The sequence below is a fragment of the Thermostichus lividus PCC 6715 genome (assembly GCF_002754935.1).
Taxonomy (GTDB): Bacteria; Cyanobacteriota; Cyanobacteriia; order Thermosynechococcales; family Thermosynechococcaceae; genus Thermosynechococcus; species Thermosynechococcus lividus.
Window position 1 is genome coordinate 2,190,782 of sequence record NZ_CP018092.1, and the last position, 16,818, is coordinate 2,207,599.

At 54.2% G+C, this 16,818-nt stretch carries 18 protein-coding genes; 12 read left to right on the forward strand and 6 right to left on the reverse strand.

The features are described from left to right. Nucleotides 1-40 precede the first annotated feature (40 nt). Together ruvA and BRW62_RS10680 are read left to right on the forward strand one after the other, a co-directional pair. Nucleotides 41-661: a Holliday junction branch migration protein RuvA gene (gene ruvA / locus BRW62_RS10675; protein WP_099799408.1), complete on the forward strand. Its 621-nt coding sequence runs from the start codon at nt 41-43 to the stop codon at nt 659-661. An 87-nt stretch (nt 662-748) separates the two neighbouring features. Beyond that, the gene (locus tag BRW62_RS10680) at nt 749-1,063 is read left to right on the forward strand and encodes a hypothetical protein (protein WP_099799409.1); all 315 of its coding nucleotides are present in this window, start codon (nt 749-751) and stop codon (nt 1,061-1,063) included. Between the two features lie 7 nt (nt 1,064-1,070). Here the strand turns inward: BRW62_RS10680 and BRW62_RS10685 are convergent, their stop codons facing one another. Then, complete coding sequence (locus tag BRW62_RS10685; protein WP_099799410.1) at nt 1,071-2,093, reverse strand: ABC transporter ATP-binding protein; 1,023 nt, start codon at nt 2,091-2,093, stop codon at nt 1,071-1,073. Nucleotides 2,094-2,197: 104 nt separating this feature from the next. Here BRW62_RS10685 and BRW62_RS10690 point away from each other — a divergent pair, with 104 nt between their 5' ends. From BRW62_RS10690 to BRW62_RS10700, 3 genes are read left to right on the forward strand one after another with little or no spacing between them, the layout of a single operon-like run. Beyond that, nucleotides 2,198-3,166 carry an HMA2 domain-containing protein gene (locus tag BRW62_RS10690; RefSeq protein ID WP_099799411.1) on the forward strand — a complete coding sequence of 323 codons (969 nt, stop codon included), beginning with the start codon at nt 2,198-2,200 and terminating at the stop codon, nt 3,164-3,166. A 49-nt stretch (nt 3,167-3,215) separates the two neighbouring features. Beyond that, complete coding sequence (locus BRW62_RS10695) at nt 3,216-4,295, forward strand: PIN/TRAM domain-containing protein (protein WP_099799412.1); 1,080 nt, start codon at nt 3,216-3,218, stop codon at nt 4,293-4,295. 15 nt (nt 4,296-4,310) lie between these two features. Beyond that, nucleotides 4,311-6,518 carry a glycosyltransferase gene (locus tag BRW62_RS10700; protein ID WP_099799413.1) on the forward strand — a complete coding sequence of 736 codons (2,208 nt, stop codon included), beginning with the start codon at nt 4,311-4,313 and terminating at the stop codon, nt 6,516-6,518. A gap of 250 nt (nt 6,519-6,768) precedes the next feature. Here the strand turns inward: BRW62_RS10700 and BRW62_RS10705 are convergent, their stop codons facing one another. Next, on the reverse strand, nt 6,769-7,812 hold the full coding sequence (locus tag BRW62_RS10705) for a D-alanine--D-alanine ligase family protein (RefSeq protein WP_099799414.1): 1,044 nt from the start codon (nt 7,810-7,812) through the stop codon (nt 6,769-6,771). A gap of 72 nt (nt 7,813-7,884) precedes the next feature. Between BRW62_RS10705 and petP the strand changes: the two genes are divergently transcribed. From petP to atpC, 3 genes are all read left to right on the forward strand, one after another. Next, nucleotides 7,885-8,079: a cytochrome b6f subunit PetP gene (gene petP / locus BRW62_RS10710; RefSeq protein ID WP_099799415.1), complete on the forward strand. Its 195-nt coding sequence runs from the start codon at nt 7,885-7,887 to the stop codon at nt 8,077-8,079. A gap of 176 nt (nt 8,080-8,255) precedes the next feature. After that, the gene (atpD, locus tag BRW62_RS10715) at nt 8,256-9,704 is read left to right on the forward strand and encodes a F0F1 ATP synthase subunit beta (protein ID WP_099799416.1); all 1,449 of its coding nucleotides are present in this window, start codon (nt 8,256-8,258) and stop codon (nt 9,702-9,704) included. Between the two features lie 81 nt (nt 9,705-9,785). After that, nucleotides 9,786-10,202, forward strand: coding sequence for an ATP synthase F1 subunit epsilon (gene atpC / locus BRW62_RS10720; protein ID WP_099799417.1), 417 nt, complete (start codon nt 9,786-9,788; stop codon nt 10,200-10,202). Here atpC and BRW62_RS10725 read toward each other — a convergent pair. Together BRW62_RS10725 and BRW62_RS13490 are read right to left on the reverse strand one after the other, a co-directional pair. Continuing rightward, nucleotides 10,199-11,248 (reverse strand): HlyD family secretion protein, encoded by a 1,050-nt coding sequence (locus BRW62_RS10725; RefSeq protein WP_198406020.1) that lies wholly within the window; start codon nt 11,246-11,248, stop codon nt 10,199-10,201. The genes atpC and BRW62_RS10725 overlap by 4 nt on opposite strands. After that, on the reverse strand, nt 11,249-11,506 hold the full coding sequence (locus BRW62_RS13490; RefSeq protein WP_198406021.1) for a hypothetical protein: 258 nt from the start codon (nt 11,504-11,506) through the stop codon (nt 11,249-11,251). A gap of 238 nt (nt 11,507-11,744) precedes the next feature. Here BRW62_RS13490 and BRW62_RS10730 point away from each other — a divergent pair, with 238 nt between their 5' ends. Together BRW62_RS10730 and BRW62_RS10735 are read left to right on the forward strand one after the other, a co-directional pair. After that, nucleotides 11,745-12,119, forward strand: a complete 375-nt coding sequence (locus tag BRW62_RS10730; protein ID WP_099799418.1) for an FHA domain-containing protein — start codon at nt 11,745-11,747, stop codon at nt 12,117-12,119. A gap of 75 nt (nt 12,120-12,194) precedes the next feature. Continuing rightward, on the forward strand, nt 12,195-12,737 hold the full coding sequence (locus tag BRW62_RS10735) for a biotin transporter BioY (RefSeq protein WP_099799933.1): 543 nt from the start codon (nt 12,195-12,197) through the stop codon (nt 12,735-12,737). Between the two features lie 15 nt (nt 12,738-12,752). Here the strand turns inward: BRW62_RS10735 and hemH are convergent, their stop codons facing one another. Continuing rightward, a complete protein-coding gene (gene hemH / locus BRW62_RS10740) occupies nt 12,753-13,916 on the reverse strand; it encodes a ferrochelatase (RefSeq protein WP_099799419.1) in 1,164 nt (387 codons plus the stop codon). 125 nt (nt 13,917-14,041) lie between these two features. On the opposite strand from hemH, the gene BRW62_RS10745 reads away from it, so the two are divergent. Next, complete coding sequence (locus BRW62_RS10745; protein ID WP_099799420.1) at nt 14,042-15,631, forward strand: Hsp70 family protein; 1,590 nt, start codon at nt 14,042-14,044, stop codon at nt 15,629-15,631. 3 nt (nt 15,632-15,634) lie between these two features. After that, entirely contained in the window at nt 15,635-15,892 is a 258-nt protein-coding gene (locus BRW62_RS10750; protein WP_099799421.1) for a DUF3146 family protein, read from the forward strand. Here the strand turns inward: BRW62_RS10750 and BRW62_RS10755 are convergent. Then, nucleotides 15,801-16,781, reverse strand: coding sequence for an alpha/beta fold hydrolase (locus tag BRW62_RS10755; protein WP_099799422.1), 981 nt, complete (start codon nt 16,779-16,781; stop codon nt 15,801-15,803). The two genes, BRW62_RS10750 and BRW62_RS10755, sit on opposite strands and share 92 nt — an antisense overlap. Between the last annotated feature and the right edge of the window lie 37 nt (nt 16,782-16,818).

The following is a 16,818-nucleotide window of genomic DNA, read 5'->3' on the forward strand; positions in this document are numbered from 1 at the left end:
AAACTATTACTAAACTAGCACTGGACTGGGCATAGTAACCGTGTTTGCTTACCTCAAAGGTTGTGTCGTTGACCAGCAGCAAGATGGCTCAAACCGCTCTTTTTTGGTGCTGGAGGTTCAGGGAATTGGCTACCGCCTGAGTGTGACCTCCCATCTCCTCAGAGCCTACCCTCCCAGCAGTAAAGTGGTGCAAATTTTTACCCATCTGATTGTCCGTGACGATCAGCTAAGTTTGTACGGCTTTGGCAGTGCCGCAGAGCGGGAGATGTTTTCACGGTTAATTCGGGTGAATGGGGTGGGGCCCCAACTTGCGCTTGCCCTGTTGGATACGCTTCCCCTGCCGGATTTAGTGCAGGCCATTGTGAGTGGCAATACCCAGCGGCTGAGCCGCACTCCGGGGGTTGGCCAAAAAACCGCTGAGCGGATTGCCCTTGAGCTAAAAGCCTCCTTGGCAGCATGGCGACAGCACACTGCCCCCGCTGGGGTGCCCACAGCCTCTCTACAGGAGGAGCTAGAACTAACCTTACTGGCCTTGGGCTATAGCGATCGCGAGATTCAAGAGGCACTCATTGCCGTAGGCCAAACCACGAGCCTTGCCCAAACGAGTGATCCTGAAGCATGGTTACGGGAGGCGATCGCTTGGCTGAGTCGCTATGCATAAACATCAAAAGGCGCTGCAAAAATTTCTGAAATCCGCTACAACTTATACAATTAAGGTAGAGTGAGGTTCCTCGAGGAATCACAAATTATGATGCTTCCCCAAGATATTATTGGCCAAAAAGTATGGCTAGACGTTGACTCCGAGGATGCCTACTACCCCGGAGAGACGGTGCGGGTTCAAGCCGAGATCACCCAGCCGACTGCCCCGCCATGGTATTTTGCCCGCTACCTCAATGCCCCGCGCTGGCTGCGTACCCAGGGGCAGTGGTTGACCCACCACGAGGCAGAAATGGCCGTCCTGCTCAACCCAGTCCTCGAGGAACCAGAGTTGGTTGAGGGGGACGACGACTACGACAACTACGGCGACGAACTCACCAACGGGGGGTGCGATAGCCATCACTAAGGAATCCTCAGCGCTGCATGGCCTCCTTTTTAAGCTGTTTGCTATCTCGCTGAGCACTGGCCGCCAAATCGGCATCCAGTAGGGTTTGGCCAGTGGCAGCTAGGTAAACATCATCCAAGCTCGGGCGGGATTGCGCCAAGCTAAAGATGGGAAGCATTGCTGTTTCTAGGGCGGCTTGAATCTCCGCTAGGGCAACCGCAGCCTCCGTCACAACCAAGTTTAGGGAATTGCCTTGGTTACGGTTAATGACGACGGATTTTACGCAGGGCAATTGCATCAGTAACGCTTGGGTTGTCTGGGCTTCGCTGTAGGGGGTAAACTCCCGTATCCGCACTGTGATGCGATCGCCCCCAAGGTTAGCCTTGAGGTCAGCAGGGGAGCCACTGGCAATCACCCGCCCCCTATCAAGAATGGCAAGGCGATCGCTGAGGAGATCCACCTCTTCAAGGTAATGACTGGTGAGGATAATCGTTAACCCTTCGGCTTTAAGTTCCCGCAAGATGTCCCAGATCACCTGCCGACTTTCAATGTCTAGTCCGACCGTCGGTTCATCTAAAATCAGAACTTGGGGTTGATGCAGCAACCCCGCCGCCAGATCAAAGCGCTTGCGAATCCCCCCGGAATAGGTGCCACACTTGCGATCGCGCCATTGCCGCAGATCCAGACGCTCCAGCACTGCTTCAATGCGTTGGGGAATCAGGGCGCGGGGAATATGGTAGAGCGCCGCTTGCAGTTCTAAAAACTCCTGACCCGTGAGAATCTTATCGAGTGCCACCTCCTGAGCCACATAGCCCAGCTTTTGGCGCACCAAGTGAGGCTGAGTGGTCACCGAGAGGCCACAGACTTCCAAGTGTCCCGCATCTGCCTGCGAGAGCGTACATAAACAGCGTAGAGTCGTCGTTTTACCGGAACCATTGGGGCCAAGCAGGCCAAAAATTTCAGCTGCCTCAACGGTGAAAGACACATCCTCAACCGCCGTCACCGCGCCGTAGGACTTTTTGAGATGTTCAACCTTGACCGTGACTGACATGGCACTTGTAACCTCAACGCCGTCATCTTCACATTCTGACAGAATTCCCCACGGCTTTTGGGTACATGCTAGAACAACGGTAGAGCCTTCTGAGAGGAATCGCCATGGCTGCTGCTGACACTGCCCCGATTGCTGAAGTGATGCACCTCACGGGCGATCGCCTCCGCCTGCGGATTCAAGAGCTAAAACGTGAGCCGGCCTTTCGAGACTCCCTAGTTGCTTACCTCCACACCCTAGAAGGCATCAGAGCCGTTCACTGTAATCCCCTTGCCGCTTCCCTTACCCTTGAGTATCAACTAGAGCAGATTACCCCCCTGCAACTGCTGGCAGCCATTCAATTGTGGGGGGATGTGCAAATTGTTGGCCAAGGCAACCAAGGACTGCAAAACCTGACCCGCGCCTTTGCCCTAGAACCCGAAGAGGTAGGGCACAAAGCCACAGCCATGGGGGGCTTTGTGGTGGGGGGGTACCTTGGGGATATGGTGGGAGGGATGGTGGGTGCCACAGCGGGGGGGGTGTTTATGGGGCCTGCCGGAGCCGTCATGGGGGTACAAGTGGGCACCTTTGTGGGTGGAGTGATTGGTGCCCGTCTGGGGATGAGCACCACCGAACAAATTAGCCAATTGCAGTTTACCTCCTTTGAGCAGACCCCCCAGCAAGTTGCTAAAGCCCTAGAGGTTCGCACTGGCGATAAAATTGGCGAAACCGCTGGGGAAATTGCCGGGGGTCTCGCTGGGCAAGTGGTGATGGGGCCTGTGGGAGAAACCGTAGGGCGAGTTCTCGGCAGCATGATTGGCTCTCAGGTGGGCGAAGACCTTGGCCGCCAGATAGCCGAACCCACCCCTGTTGACCCCACTCCCCCCTCCGTTGACGTGGTACTGGAGTGGTGGTTGAAGGCCAGTCGCTCCTTTGTGGGAGAAACCCTGTGGGCAACCTTGGGGGGCTTACTGGCGCGGCTCACCCTAGGTCCCCACGCAGAGGCCGTTGGCATCCGCGCTGGCACCCGCATCAGTCGGCAGTTAGACATGAGCGAGCCAGCCCTGACAACCGCCCCCCAGAAGAAGGAAGTATAATCCATAAAGTAACGGCTTATGGATCGTCCAGCACGGCAGGAGCAAACCGATGCTCGATACACTTTTACTCCTCATTATTGTGGTGATGGGGATTGCCGTTGGCTTCAATAGCATTGACCTATTGCCAACGACGGTGCTTGATCAAGTTGCGAACGTTAGGGGCTTACAGTGGGTCACCGCAGGGTTTGGTGGGCTAGTGGGCATTGCCCTTGGCCTGTTATTGCAAACCCTCTACCATCGCCTTGAGCGCAATATTCGTCAGCTCCCTGCTGATACCTTACTATCGCGAGCTGTAGGGCTAGTGGTGGGGTTGCTATTGGCCAACCTGATGCTGGCTCCTATTTTTCTGTTGCCGATTCCTAGGGATTTTTCCTTTATTAAACCCTTGGTGGCTGTTCTCACCAGTATTGTCTTTGCCTATTCCGGGACAACCTTGGCCGATAGTCATGGTCGCGCCCTACTGCGGCTGGTCAACCCTAACTCCGTTGAAAGCAGCCTCTTGGCAGAAGGAATGATCAAACCTGCCCGTGCTAAGGTCTTGGATACCAGTTGCATCATCGATGGTCGCATTGAAGCTCTGTTGAACTTAGGGGTGCTAGAGGGGCAAATTATTGTGCCTCAGTTCGTGCTGCAAGAACTGCAACTGATTGCGGATGCCGCCAATGATCAAAAGCGCAGTCGGGGTCGCCGCGGCCTAGATGTACTGAACCGCATCCAAGCTAACCTAGGCGATCGCATTGTCATTCACTCCGCAGACTACCCAGACTTGACTACGGTGGATGCCAAACTGGTGCGCCTATGCCAAGAAATTAACGGCACCCTTGTCACCAACGACTTTAACCTTAACAAAGTAGCTCGCTTCCAAAAAGTTGATGTCTTTAACGTCAACGAACTGGCTCAAGCCCTACGCCCCATCTACTTACCCGGAGATACGCTGGAACTCAAAATTCTCAAAGAGGGCAAGGAACCGGCTCAAGGGATTGGCTACCTAGAAGACGGCACCATGGTGGTGGTCGAGGAGGGCGTTGATCACATCGGCGATCAGTTGTCAGTGGTGGTCACCAGTGCCCTGCAAACCTCTGCCGGTCGGATGATTTTTGCCCGCCTGCAAATGCCGACCATTGCCTAGCTTTGTAGCTAACCCATGACTCAAGAACCGCACTCAAGACCAGCGTCCCCCCCGCAACTGGTGTCACCGTGGGTATGGGGCTTTCTGGTTTTGAGTGTGCTGACCCTCGTGGCGGTGCTGTTGGCCACGGTCTGGCAGCCAACCCTATTTCCCATTGGGCTGGTTAATCCTGATCAGTTACGACCCCTGCCCGAACTGCTGCAACTGCCACGGGATGATCTCAGTCAGTGGTGGCCTTTAGTCATTGCAGCGTTGGTGGCGCTCTCTCTCAACATCATTCCCAGTAATAATGTTACCCGCCTTGTCATTCGCTTGATTGTGATCCTGTTTGGCTTTCGCTATCTGCTATGGCGCGGTTTGGCGACTCTCAACACGACCCATTGGTTTAGCGCCATTGCCAGTATTAGCTTCTATGGGCTAGAGGTTCTGTATTTCATTACCTATGTGCTCTACGTTTACCAAACGGCATGGCTCACCGATCGCCAGCGCTCCCGCGAGGCAAATTACTATCAAGCGGCTGTCCTTGCAGGGGAATATTGCCCCAGTGTTGATATCTTTATTCCCACCTATAACGAACCTCCCTACATTTTGCGCCGCACTATTGTTGCCTGTCAGGGGATTAACTACCGCAATAAAACCATTTACATCCTAGATGATGGCCGCCGTTCGGAAGTCGCAGATCTATGCGCTCAACTGGGGGTGCACTACATTACCCGCCCTACCAACGAACACCGCAAGGCAGGCAACCTCAACCATGCCCTCCAGCAAACCAACGGTGAACTTATTGCTGTCTTTGATGCTGACTTTATCCCTTTCCAAAACTTTCTAAGCCGTACCGTTGGCTTTTTTCAAAATGACCAAATTTCCATGGTGCAAACCCCCCAACACTTTTTTAACCCCGATTACCACGCCCAAAACTTAGGGATTGAATTCATGATGCCGGGGGATATGGAGTACTTTTTTGGCTTTATTCAGCCCGGGCGCGATTTTGGCAACGCTATTATCTGCTGCGGTACCTCCTACGTCGTGCGCCGTCGCGATCTTGAGGCGGTGGGGGGCTACTACACCCGCTGTGTTGTCGAAGACTTCCAAACCGGCACCAAGATGCAGATTGCCGGTTACCGCTTGATCTATCTCAACGAAATTCTGAGCTTAGGGGAGTCTCCCCGTAACTTCCGCGATCACCTAGAGCAGCGCTTGCGTTGGCTGCAAGGCAATATGCAGATCTATTTCTGTGGTGATGATTTACCTATTTGGTCAACGCTGTCGTGGTTTCAGCGCAGTTGTCACCTATCGCTCCTGTTGTACAACTTTAACCCCTTTACTCGCGCTTGTTTTCTGGTGGGTCCCTTTGTGAGCCTGATGACAGGGGTGTCTCTCACGGTAGCCACCTTTTGGGAATATCTTTACTTTGCTATCCCCTATACACTGTTAACGCTGGCAACCTTTAGCTGGGCGACGGAGGGGCGTTACTTTTCGCTGTGGGGTGAAGTGTATGAGGTGATGTTTGCCTTTCCTGGGATGGTGCAGTTAATAAAAATTCTACGCAATCCCTTTGGCAAAATTGGCAGCGTTGTGACGAACAAAGGAACCCTCTCAAATCGCAAACATCTGAATTTGGCGTTTACCTGGCCGCTGCTCCTGTTGGTGCTAGCTTCGGTTTTTGGGATTTTTGTCCGTTATGGGGGCTATTGGTTTGGGGTGTGGCCGCCGCTGGAGTACGAGCGCGCTGGCCTAGAGGTCATGCTGGCCTGGACGGTTTATAATGCCGTAATTGCTTTGATTGCGGTGCTAGCAGCAATTGATCAGCCGACGCGCCGTCAAAGCGATCGCTTTCCTATCTGTACCGTGTGTCGGTTTGATCTGGGGTCACAAACGTTCTGGGGCTATACCCGCGATCTTTCGGAAACCGGGGCAGCGCTACTGCTAACCGCCGGGCGGCAGGTTCCCCCGCAGCCGATCCTCACTGGAACCCTGACCTTTTTAGAGCAAGACTTTAAGGTTCAGGCAGCAGTTGTGCGGATGCGGCAGGAGGATGAGCGCAGTTGTCTTTATCTGCGGTTTTTAGAGGTTGATGAGGCCGCTAGCCGTGGCCTTGTCCAACTTCTGTACGGCGGCTTGACGTGGTGGCACAAACCCAAGGCACCCCATGCAATTGATGCCTTTGGGGCGATGCTGCGGCGACTGTTTGACTTTCGCTCCCTCTTTACGCTGTACAGTTAACCACGTAGGTTTGGCTTTGACACTCCCACCGACTAAAGTCGGGGGATTCTTACGCAGTCCACAAACGAACTCGTAAAGGCGTGAGCAAACCGCCCCTACACAGTTCCTTGAGGCAAAGCCCCAAAGTTCTGCTTACTTGTAACAACTGTCGCCGATTGGGTTTTTCACCAAGGATGGCGATTAAGTATAGATTAGCACAGAGCAACTAAAGTTGCTAGGTAGCTTTTCCTCCCCGTACTAAAGTACGGGGCTACCAAGCTATCCCTCTGTGTCGCTCAAGCGCTAATTGCACGAGCCGATGCACCAGTTCTGGAAACGATAGGCCACTGGCAGCCCACAACTGCGGGTACATACTCAGTGCCGTAAACCCTGGTAAGGTATTGACTTCGTTAATTAAAATTTGGCCATTGTCTGGGAGGTAAAAAAAGTCAAACCGTGCTAGACCAGCCCCATCCAAGGCTGTAAAGGCTTTCAGCGCCATGTCCTGAATGGTGTTACTCACCGTCGCTGGAATATCTGCCGGAATCTTCAGATCAGCTCGGCCATCCGTATATTTGGTTTCGTAGTCGTAGAATTCGCTACTGTAGGTGATTTCACCCACGACTGAGGCTTGGGGGGCATCATTGCCGAGGACGGCACACTCGAGTTCTCGCGCTACTACCCCCGCTTCCACAATGATGCGCCGATCTAGTTCGGCGGCGGTTTCTAGGGCAGTGGTCAACTGTTGGCGATTCTTGGCTTTAGAAATGCCCACTGATGAGCCAAGGTTGGCCGGCTTGACAAAGCAGGGGTAGCCCAATTCGGTTTCGATGCGATCGCACACCTGACGATAGCGGCACGGATCCGACCAAAGTTCTGAGCGGCTGATCGCCACATACTGCACTTGCGGTAGCCCCACCGCTCCAAAAAACGTTTTCATTAAAATTTTATCCATGCCAATGGCGGAGGCCGCCACCCCAGACCCCACGTAGGGACGTTGCATCATTTCCAACAGTCCTTGAATTGTGCCATCTTCACCGTTGGGGCCGTGGAGAATGGGGAACCAAACATCAATGGTTTCTGCCACTGCCGGAAATGACCACAGCGATTGATTATCTAGAGAAGGTGCTGGCGCACTGACGGTTTCGGTACACCGCCAACGACCATCTTTTTGAATATAAATGGGCACCACCTCATAGCGATCGCCATTGAGAGGATCGGCAAAGGCTTGGGCAATTGCCGCCGCCGATACAACCGAGACCTCGTGCTCCCGCGAGCGACCGCCAAATAGTAACCCAACCCGCAGACGACCCATAATGTAAACCTGTGTTAACGCGACCGTTTCTTGGTACGATTTTCAAGGATTATACAAACTTTGGGAGTTGCTATGGACGTGGGGCAAAAAGTGCGCGTCTGCCGGATTCGCGATCGCGTCGCCCAAGAAGTGCTCAAAAAACTGGGTCAAGTCGGTCAAGTCACGGGCTTTAAGATGACTGACGGCAGTGGAGTCGGGGTGGTGGTCACCTTTGATGATCGCTCCAGTACATGGTTTTTTGAAGACGAAATCGAAGCCGTTGGCTAGCCCCCTGTTGCCCCATTAGTGGTACGTTGTATTGTGGTGCTTTTGCGGGCACAGCGTCATTCTCCATTTAGGTTTGATCGTCCGCTCTCATGTGTGAACCCTTTCGCTCACAGATGATGGCCTGAAGCGATCGCCAGTTACAAAAAATGAACTTACCAAGACAGTAGGCAGAGTCCATGGTCACAACAGCAGAACGAACCAATGTAGGCTTTATTACCCAAGTTATCGGGCCAGTCATTGACATTGAATTTCCCAGTGGCAAAATGCCCGCCATTTATAATGCCCTCCGCATTCAAGGGAAAAACGCAGCGGGATTGGACGTTGCCGTCACCTGCGAAGTGCAGCAACTCCTTGGCGATAATCGTGTCCGTGCCGTTGCCATGAGCAGCACCGATGGCCTTGTACGAGGCATGGAAGCAGTCGATACCGGTGCCCCCATTAGCGTTCCCGTTGGCACCGCCACCCTTGGCCGCATCTTTAATGTGTTGGGGGAACCCGTCGATGAAAAAGGGGAGGTCAACATCAGTGAAACCTTGCCGATTCACCGTCCTGCCCCTAGCTTTACAGAACTGGAAACGAAGCCCTCGGTCTTTGAAACCGGCATCAAGGTGATCGATCTGCTGACTCCCTATCGCCGTGGCGGTAAAATTGGCCTGTTTGGCGGTGCGGGTGTGGGCAAAACTGTCATCATGATGGAACTGATCAACAACATTGCCACCCAACACGGCGGCGTTTCAGTGTTTGCGGGGGTGGGCGAGCGCACCCGCGAAGGCAACGACCTCTACAACGAAATGATTGAATCGGGAGTCATTGATAAAGACGATCCCAGCAAATCGAAAATTGCCTTGGTCTATGGCCAGATGAACGAGCCGCCCGGGGCACGGATGCGGGTGGGCTTATCTGGGTTGACCATGGCGGAATACTTCCGCGATGTGAACAAGCAGGATGTGCTGCTCTTTGTTGATAATATTTTCCGCTTTGTCCAAGCTGGCTCGGAAGTGTCAGCCCTCTTGGGTCGGATGCCCTCGGCAGTGGGGTATCAGCCTACCCTAGGCACCGATGTGGGGGCGCTCCAGGAGCGGATTACCTCGACCATGGAAGGCTCTATTACCTCCATCCAAGCGGTGTATGTGCCCGCGGACGACTTGACTGACCCCGCTCCAGCTACAACCTTTGCCCACCTCGACGGTACCACTGTGCTCTCGCGGGGGTTAGCCGCTAAAGGGATTTACCCCGCCGTGGATCCACTGGGTTCCACCTCGAATATGTTGCAGCCCGATATTGTCGGATCTGAGCACTACCAAACTGCCCGAGCGGTGCAAGCCACGCTGCAACGCTACAAGGAACTCCAAGACATCATTGCCATTTTGGGGTTAGATGAACTCTCCGAAGAAGACCGCCTGACGGTGGCACGGGCACGGAAAGTAGAGCGGTTCCTATCGCAGCCGTTCTTTGTGGCAGAAGTGTTCACCGGTGCCCCCGGCAAGTATGTCACCCTCGAAGAGACCATCAAAGGCTTCCAGATGATCCTCAGCGGGGAGCTAGATGATCTGCCAGAGCAAGCCTTCTATATGGTGGGCAACATCGAAGAAGCCAAAGCCAAAGCTGAAAAACTCAAAGCTTAGGCAAGTAACGATTGGTCGGCAACAGTGGGGTGGGGCTTCCCACCCTAAGAATAAGAATTATCACTTAAGAAGGGAAAGGCTATGGTGATGACCGTACGGGTGATTGCACCCGATAAGACCGTTTGGGATGCCCCAGCAGAAGAAGTGATTCTACCCAGTACAACGGGACAACTGGGCATTCTCTCAAATCATGCGCCCCTGCTGACGGCGCTGGAAACTGGGGTGATGCGGGTTCGCCAAGAGCGAGAGTGGGTGGCGATCGCCCTGATGGGGGGCTTTGCCGAGGTGGAAAATAACGAAGTCACGGTTTTGGTGAATGCGGCTGAGCGGGGCGACACCATTGACCTAGAGACAGCCAAACGGGAATTTAGCGAAGCTCAGGCGGCGGTGGCAAAAGCAGCTCAAAGCGGCTCCAAGCAAGCTCAGATTCAAGCAGCTCAAGCCTTTCGGCGTGCCCGAGCACGGCTACAGGCAGCAGGGGGTGTCGTTGAAATTTAATTGATTTCAAAGGTCACTTTGCCGGTATAACCCACGTAGCAGAAGTTGCCCTCCCTCCAAGCATCACTCACATCCAATTCCACTCGCACTTGGCTTTGCCGTGGGTAGTTTTCAGGGATAGGGATGACCATGTCATCCCCGGGGTTGAGGCGACCCAGCCCTGAGCGGATGCTGGAGACTCTGCCGCGCAAGGTCACCCATTTATCACCGTACAATTCAATCCTAGCTCGTGTACCTGGATGCACAAGACGCAGCATTTTCTCATCCAAGAAGACATCGACCCAGCGGCGTTGGCAGTCTAGGACTTGCAAAATGAGATCGCCTTTGCCGAGGAATGCCCCCTGCCGCGCCTCCACTCGCCAGACGTAGCCTGCCACCGGTGTGTTAATGGGAACAACTTGACGCTGGGCAACTTCCCGCTCTGCTTGGGCTAACTGCTCCTGCTGGGCAGCAATTTCCGCTTCAATACCGCGGATGGCGGCCTTTTGCTCAGCAATTTGCAACTTAAGTTCCTGTAGGCGCAAGCGAGGATCGTAATTACTGCGGGTGTTGCGCAGGGTTAAACCCAACTGTGCCGCCTGTGCTTCCGCAGCTAATGCTTCTACGGTGCGCGCCGCTGCATCAACAGTGCGTTGATGGTTGACCACCTGAGCTTGGCTTTGTTTGAGTTCTGTGCGCGCGGCATCTGCTTGAGACTGAGGTACTGCTCCCTGTTGGGCAAGGGAGACGAAGCGCTCATAGTTAATTTGCGCGAGTTCCTGCCGTGCTTTGGCATTGGCAAGCTGTGCCCGTGCGGCAGCCAGTTCCGCTTGCGCAGCCGCAAGTCGGCGATCGCTCTCAGTCACTTCTAGATGGTGCTGATGGGTGTCATCTGCTTGGGCAGAGGCCAATAAGCTTTCGAGTTCAGCTAATTTAGCCTTGGCGGCTCCTAACTCCCCCCGGCGCCGTTGCAGCCATGTTTTTACATCCTTAGGGGTCATGGCAGTGGTACGGTCGTTCTTTAAGATAGCCACCGCCCCCTCTGACGGCTCAACTATCTCGCCCACTTAGGCGTGAAGATCCACTAGCGTTCCCTCTTCTGGGGCACGGACATTGACAATAACCCCGTTGATTACGGCGTCGCGGCTGGTAACGCTTGTTAGGTGGCGAAATAGAAAGATCCCTGTAAATGCTAGAACACCCACTCCTGTTGCGATCACCACCCCATTGGCAAGGAGCGATCGCCGCACCTTAAGTCGCTGAGCAGAAACAACTTGAGCCCTTGAGGCAGCAGGGATGTCTTGGGATTGCAAGTCTTTTGGCATAGGCCTAAACAAAGATCGTTGACGCATGGTGTACTTCCCCTACTTCCTTAAGCACTCCAGAAACCTACGCCTCGATGTCTTAGGAGAGGGCTAGCCTTGGTCTAGAGAGAGTTTACCGCAGGCTTTACTACCTCTATTGAAGTTGATAATTCACGGGTGTGGCATCCGTAAATGTACTAATTTCCTCCGCCCTTGCTCTCAGGAATGCATATCATGGAAGTATGAACGGCACGCGTCTATGACCGGTTCTTTCGATCTCGCAAAGCAAGCATGGCTAGTGGTGCGCTCCCAAGGAATCATTGTTGGTAAGTATCACTTGGCCGGCAAAGCATTCTGGAGCATTGGCCGCTCTAAGGAGTGCGATGTTATTATTAATGACCCCTTTATTTCCCGCCATCAAGCCACGATTGAACTACGCCCCCGGGGCAGTGATTTAATTTATTTGATCCGCGATACAGGGAGTCGCAATGGTACCTTGGTCAATGGTAGTCCCATTGCAGAGGAACGGGTATTGCACCACGGGGACATTATTATGATGGGCGATACGGACTTGACCTTCCGCTACAGCGGCAGAACACCGTCACTCAACTCTGACTTACTGAAAGGGGCGTGAGGGGGGGGTGTGTCACCGCTAGATGAATTTCTCTGGGCGGTTTTGGGGTTACTGCTCACGGTTGCTGGCACCTTTATGGAGGCAGCGATCGCCATTCCTAATCTGTTAAGTGATGACGGGCAATTGGTGCTACCCAGTTCATGGAGTGCAATCCCCGTCTATTCCTTACCGGTCTCCTACCAAGTGGCGGCAGTGCTACTGGTGGGGTGCATGGGAGGACGACAAGCGGCAGCACTCTCGCAGGTGGCCTATCTGATCCTTGGCCTCAGTGGTTTTCAGGTATTTTCCCAAGGCGGAGGGCTAGACTATTGGCGGGAGCCAACCTTTGGCTATCTGTTGGGGTTTGTTCCTGGGGCGTGGGTCTGTGGCTGGTTAGCGTTTCGCTCAGGAGCGGCTGCTCGCATTGAGTGGCTCGCCCTCAGTGGGTTGGCAGGGTTAGCGATCATTCATAGCTGTGGGTTGCTGTACCTTTGCGCCTTGGCACTCGTTGGCCAGTTAAGTCAGCCCTTAGTAGAACTCATACAGCAATACTCCCTGTGGGCGCTGCCCGGACAATTGGTGATTGTCTGTTTAGTGGCGCTGGTGGCGCGGATTCTGCGACTGGTGTTACTGTACTAGAGCGTGGGGGGTAGCTTAGAGTAAACCCAACATATGCAGCGGGCCTTGACCACTAATCAGTTCAATAATGAGGGCAAGGAACCCCAGCATGGCTAAGCGCCCATTCCAGCGTTCCGCCGCAGAGGTCATCCCCCACTCCCAACGTTCTTGGGGGTAGAGTTTCACCCGCTTGCGCAAGGTATTGACATCGGCAAAGGTACGGGGCGGCGCAGCAAGGGACTCTTTCACCAACTGGGCTAAGGCAACAATAAACCCAGGGTGATCATTGAGCGCCGGAACCCGCCGAAAAATTTCAATACCAGCTTCTTCTGCAAGTTCTCGGTATTCGATATCAATTTCTTGCAATGTCTCGATGTGCTCCGAAATAAAGCTGATGGGCACCACAACAAGGGTTTTGACACCTTGAGCCGCTAGCTCCGGAATAATGTCTTCGGTGTAGGGTTGCAGCCATTCCACCGGCCCGACCCGACTTTGATAGGCTAAAACGTGGGGGTTGGGTCGCCCCAGCGCGTTCATGATCAATCTGACACAGGCTTCAATTTGCTCCTGGTAGGGATCCCCCGCCTCAGTAACGTAGCTTTTGGGGACACCGTGGGCGCTGAAGAACACCATGGCAGTGTCGGGGTTGGGGCATTGATCGAGTTCCCGACGGATCAGTTCCGCCATGGCAGCGACGTAGCCCGGATGGTTATACCACGATGGAATGAGGGTGTAGTGAATTTGACGGAGGGCGGGATCATTTTCCCAGAGGGCTTCGAGCAATCGGAAACTAGAGCCACTCGTGCTGATGGAATACTGGGGATAGAGGGGCAGGATGACGAGTTGGCGAATGTTATCAAGTTTAATTTGGGCGATCGCCTCTTCGGTAAAGGGGTGCCAGTAGCGCATGCCAATGTAGAGGTTCGCTTCGATGCCAAGGTCAGCGAGAGCCGCTTTGAGGGCTTTGGCTTGCTGCTCGGTAATGCGCCGTAGGGGTGAGCCGCCACCAATTTGGGCATAGTTTGCCTGAGACTTGCGGGCGCGGCTGGTGGAAATGAACCACGCTAGCGGCTTTTGCAACCAGCGAAAGGGCAGGCGAATAATTTCCGGATCTGAGAAGAGGTTATACAGGAAGGGGCGGACATCTTCTGGCCGATCTGGCCCGCCAAGGTTCAGTAGTAGTACACCAGTTTGCCCCATAATCCTAGAAATCACCTACATATCTTTGCGATCGCTCCCTTATTTTGACATACTCCTAGGGGTTCAGAGGAGCAGAACTCACTATCTTAGGATAAGGGGTTTAGCGAGAATAGGTTGAGGGCGCTGTGACCTACGCGATTGATTTTGGTACCAGTAACACCCTAGTAACCCGCTGGAACTATGCGGCTCAGGTGGCAGAACCCGTGACAGTGGCCGGGCTGTCGCTGGGGTTTGGGGAGGTGCCAGCGCTGATTCCCAGTTTGGCCTACGTTGAGGATGCCAAGTTGCCTTTGGTGGTGGTGGGGCAGCAGGTGCGGGATCGGGGGTTTGATGTGGCCGGCGATCGCCGCTTTTTCTCGCGGTTTAAGCGGGGGATTGGCGCAACGGTGCAGGGCTACCTGCCGGAATTAGATGGGTGCCCGATCACTTTTGAAGCGATAGGAACGTGGTTTTTGCGCACGCTGCTGACGGCGTTAAAGCACAGTGCCGGGGATTTTGGCGACTCCCTGATTTTTACCGTGCCCGTGGATAGTTTTGAAACCTATCGCCGGTGGTTATTGCAGGTGTGCGATGGCTTTGCCATTGACCAGATTCGCCTTGTGGATGAACCTACAGCGGCGGCGCTGGGCTATGGTGTGGCCGAGCGTCCCGTGATCCTTGTGATTGATTTTGGCGGTGGTACCCTTGATCTGTCCTTAGTGGAACTGAAAACAAACGACCAGCAGCGCTCACCCTTGGGTTTTATCCTGAAGTGGGGCGATCGCCAGTGGGCCGATAGTGATCATCAACGCCCGCGTACAGCCCGAGTTCTCGGCAAAGCTGGAGTGAACCTTGGCGGAACCGATATTGATCACTGGATTGTGGATTATTGGGGGCAGCAGGGGATTGCCGCCAACCGTTTGCTGCTGCGCTTAGCGGAGCGCTTAAAAATTCAACTCTCCCAGCATCCGCGCGCCCAAGAGGTATATTTTGACCCAGACACCTTTGCTACTCTGGAGCTAAGCCTAGAGCGTGCTGAGCTAGAGGCAATTCTGCACCAACAGCAGTTCTTTGAACGGTTGGAGAAGGCGCTTTTGCAGGTACTTCAGCAGGGTCGCCGCCAAGGGATTGCCCCAGAGGACATTGAGGCGGTGCTATTGGTGGGGGGCACCACCCAAATCCCCGCCGTGCAAGCTTGGGTTGGCGAGTATTTTGAGCGCAGCAAAATCAGCAGCCATCAGCCCTTTACCGCCGTTGCCATGGGTGCGTTGGCTCTGAGCCAAGGCCTAGACCTCAAGGATTTTCTGTACCATAGCTACGGCATCCGTTTTTGGGATCGCAAGCTGAATCGCCATGGTTGGCATCCCATCATTCAGCGGGGACAGCCCTACCCGATGCGCGAACCGGTGGAACTGATTCTAGGCGCTTCTACAGAAGGACAACCCAAGATTGAACTGGTGATTGGCGAGCTAGGGGATGAGCAAGGGGGCGTGGAAATTTTTTTTGATGGCGATCGCCTCATTACCCGTACCTGCGGGCAACTGACCGTTCAGCCTCTGAATGACACCCCCCAAGGCAAAACCCTTGCCACCCTTGACCCCCCCGGCTACCCCGGTAGCGATCGTCTAAAAGTTCTCTTCTACGTGGATGGCGATCGCCAACTGCGGATAACCGTGGAAGATTTGCTCACCCAAGAGCAACTGGTCACCAACCAAGTTGTTGCTGAACTACGCTGAACCATGGCTGCCTTACCCCAAACAATCGCCCATGTTCGGATTACTGCCCAAAATTGGCAGGAAGGGCACCTGCGCGGTCAAGTATGCGCCAGTCACTACGAGTGGGACTTTTGCTGGCTGTTCAAAGCCAAAACGCTGATTATCTCGCCCGCTTTGGGCCGAGCACTGATCAAAGAACCCCTGAGCCGCTTTCTTGAGCAACAGGACTATCAACTGGAACCGGGAGGCGATTATCAATTTGTGCTTCGCTCAAAATTTTAAATTTTGCTTCTAGCTGCTGCAACCACTCCACCAAAATCGGGTTCACCAACTCAGGGCGATCGTCGTGGGGGCAGTGCCCCGTATCGGCAAGACGCTCAATACGGATGGGAATGCGCTCTTGGTGGGCTTCAAAATGCTTCACCCCAGACACGGGGGTCCACGGATCCACTTCCCCCCACAGCACTAGGATCGGAACCTGAATCGCTGGCAACAGATCGACAATTTTGGGTCCCGGCGGTGCAGAAATCACCCGCGCAAACACCTCCTTTGCCCCCGTATCCAGAGCTGGGCGATGCAATAGCTCCACCAGTTCATCGGTAATGGCATCTGGATTGGCGTACACTTGGCCGAGGGTTTTGCGGATCCGCTCCGGCTGGCGAATTTGATCGAAAATCAAATGCCCAATCACAGGCGCAGCGACCAAGGTGCGAAACAGGTTCGTAAACAGCGTCTGCATCCAGTTAAGTTCGTTAGGGCGATGATTGAGACCGCCCGCACAGTTGAGAACACTCACCCCTCGGCAGGTATGCCCATAGTCCGCTGCCATCCGTAAACAGAGCAAGCCGCCAATGGAGTTCCCCACCCACACCACGGGTTCAGCAATGTGTGCCTGCCAAAAATCGGCCAGTAATTCTGCCCACAGATCCATACTGTAGGCTAGGTTAGGTTTCGCTGAAGCCCCAAACCCCAGTAAATCGAGGGCATAGACGCGATAGCCCGCCTCTCGCAAAGCAGGAATGGTTTTGCGCCAATGGCCAATGGAGGCACCAAACCCATGCACCAGCACAACGGGTGCCCCTGTACCACTCATGCTGTAGCGAATGCGATGGCCGCGCCATTCCCAATCAGCGGTGGGGAAGGCAGCCATGGCCGAAAGGGTTGAGGTCATAGGAACGCCGTGCCAATTTTCAAAGTAGGTTACTCTC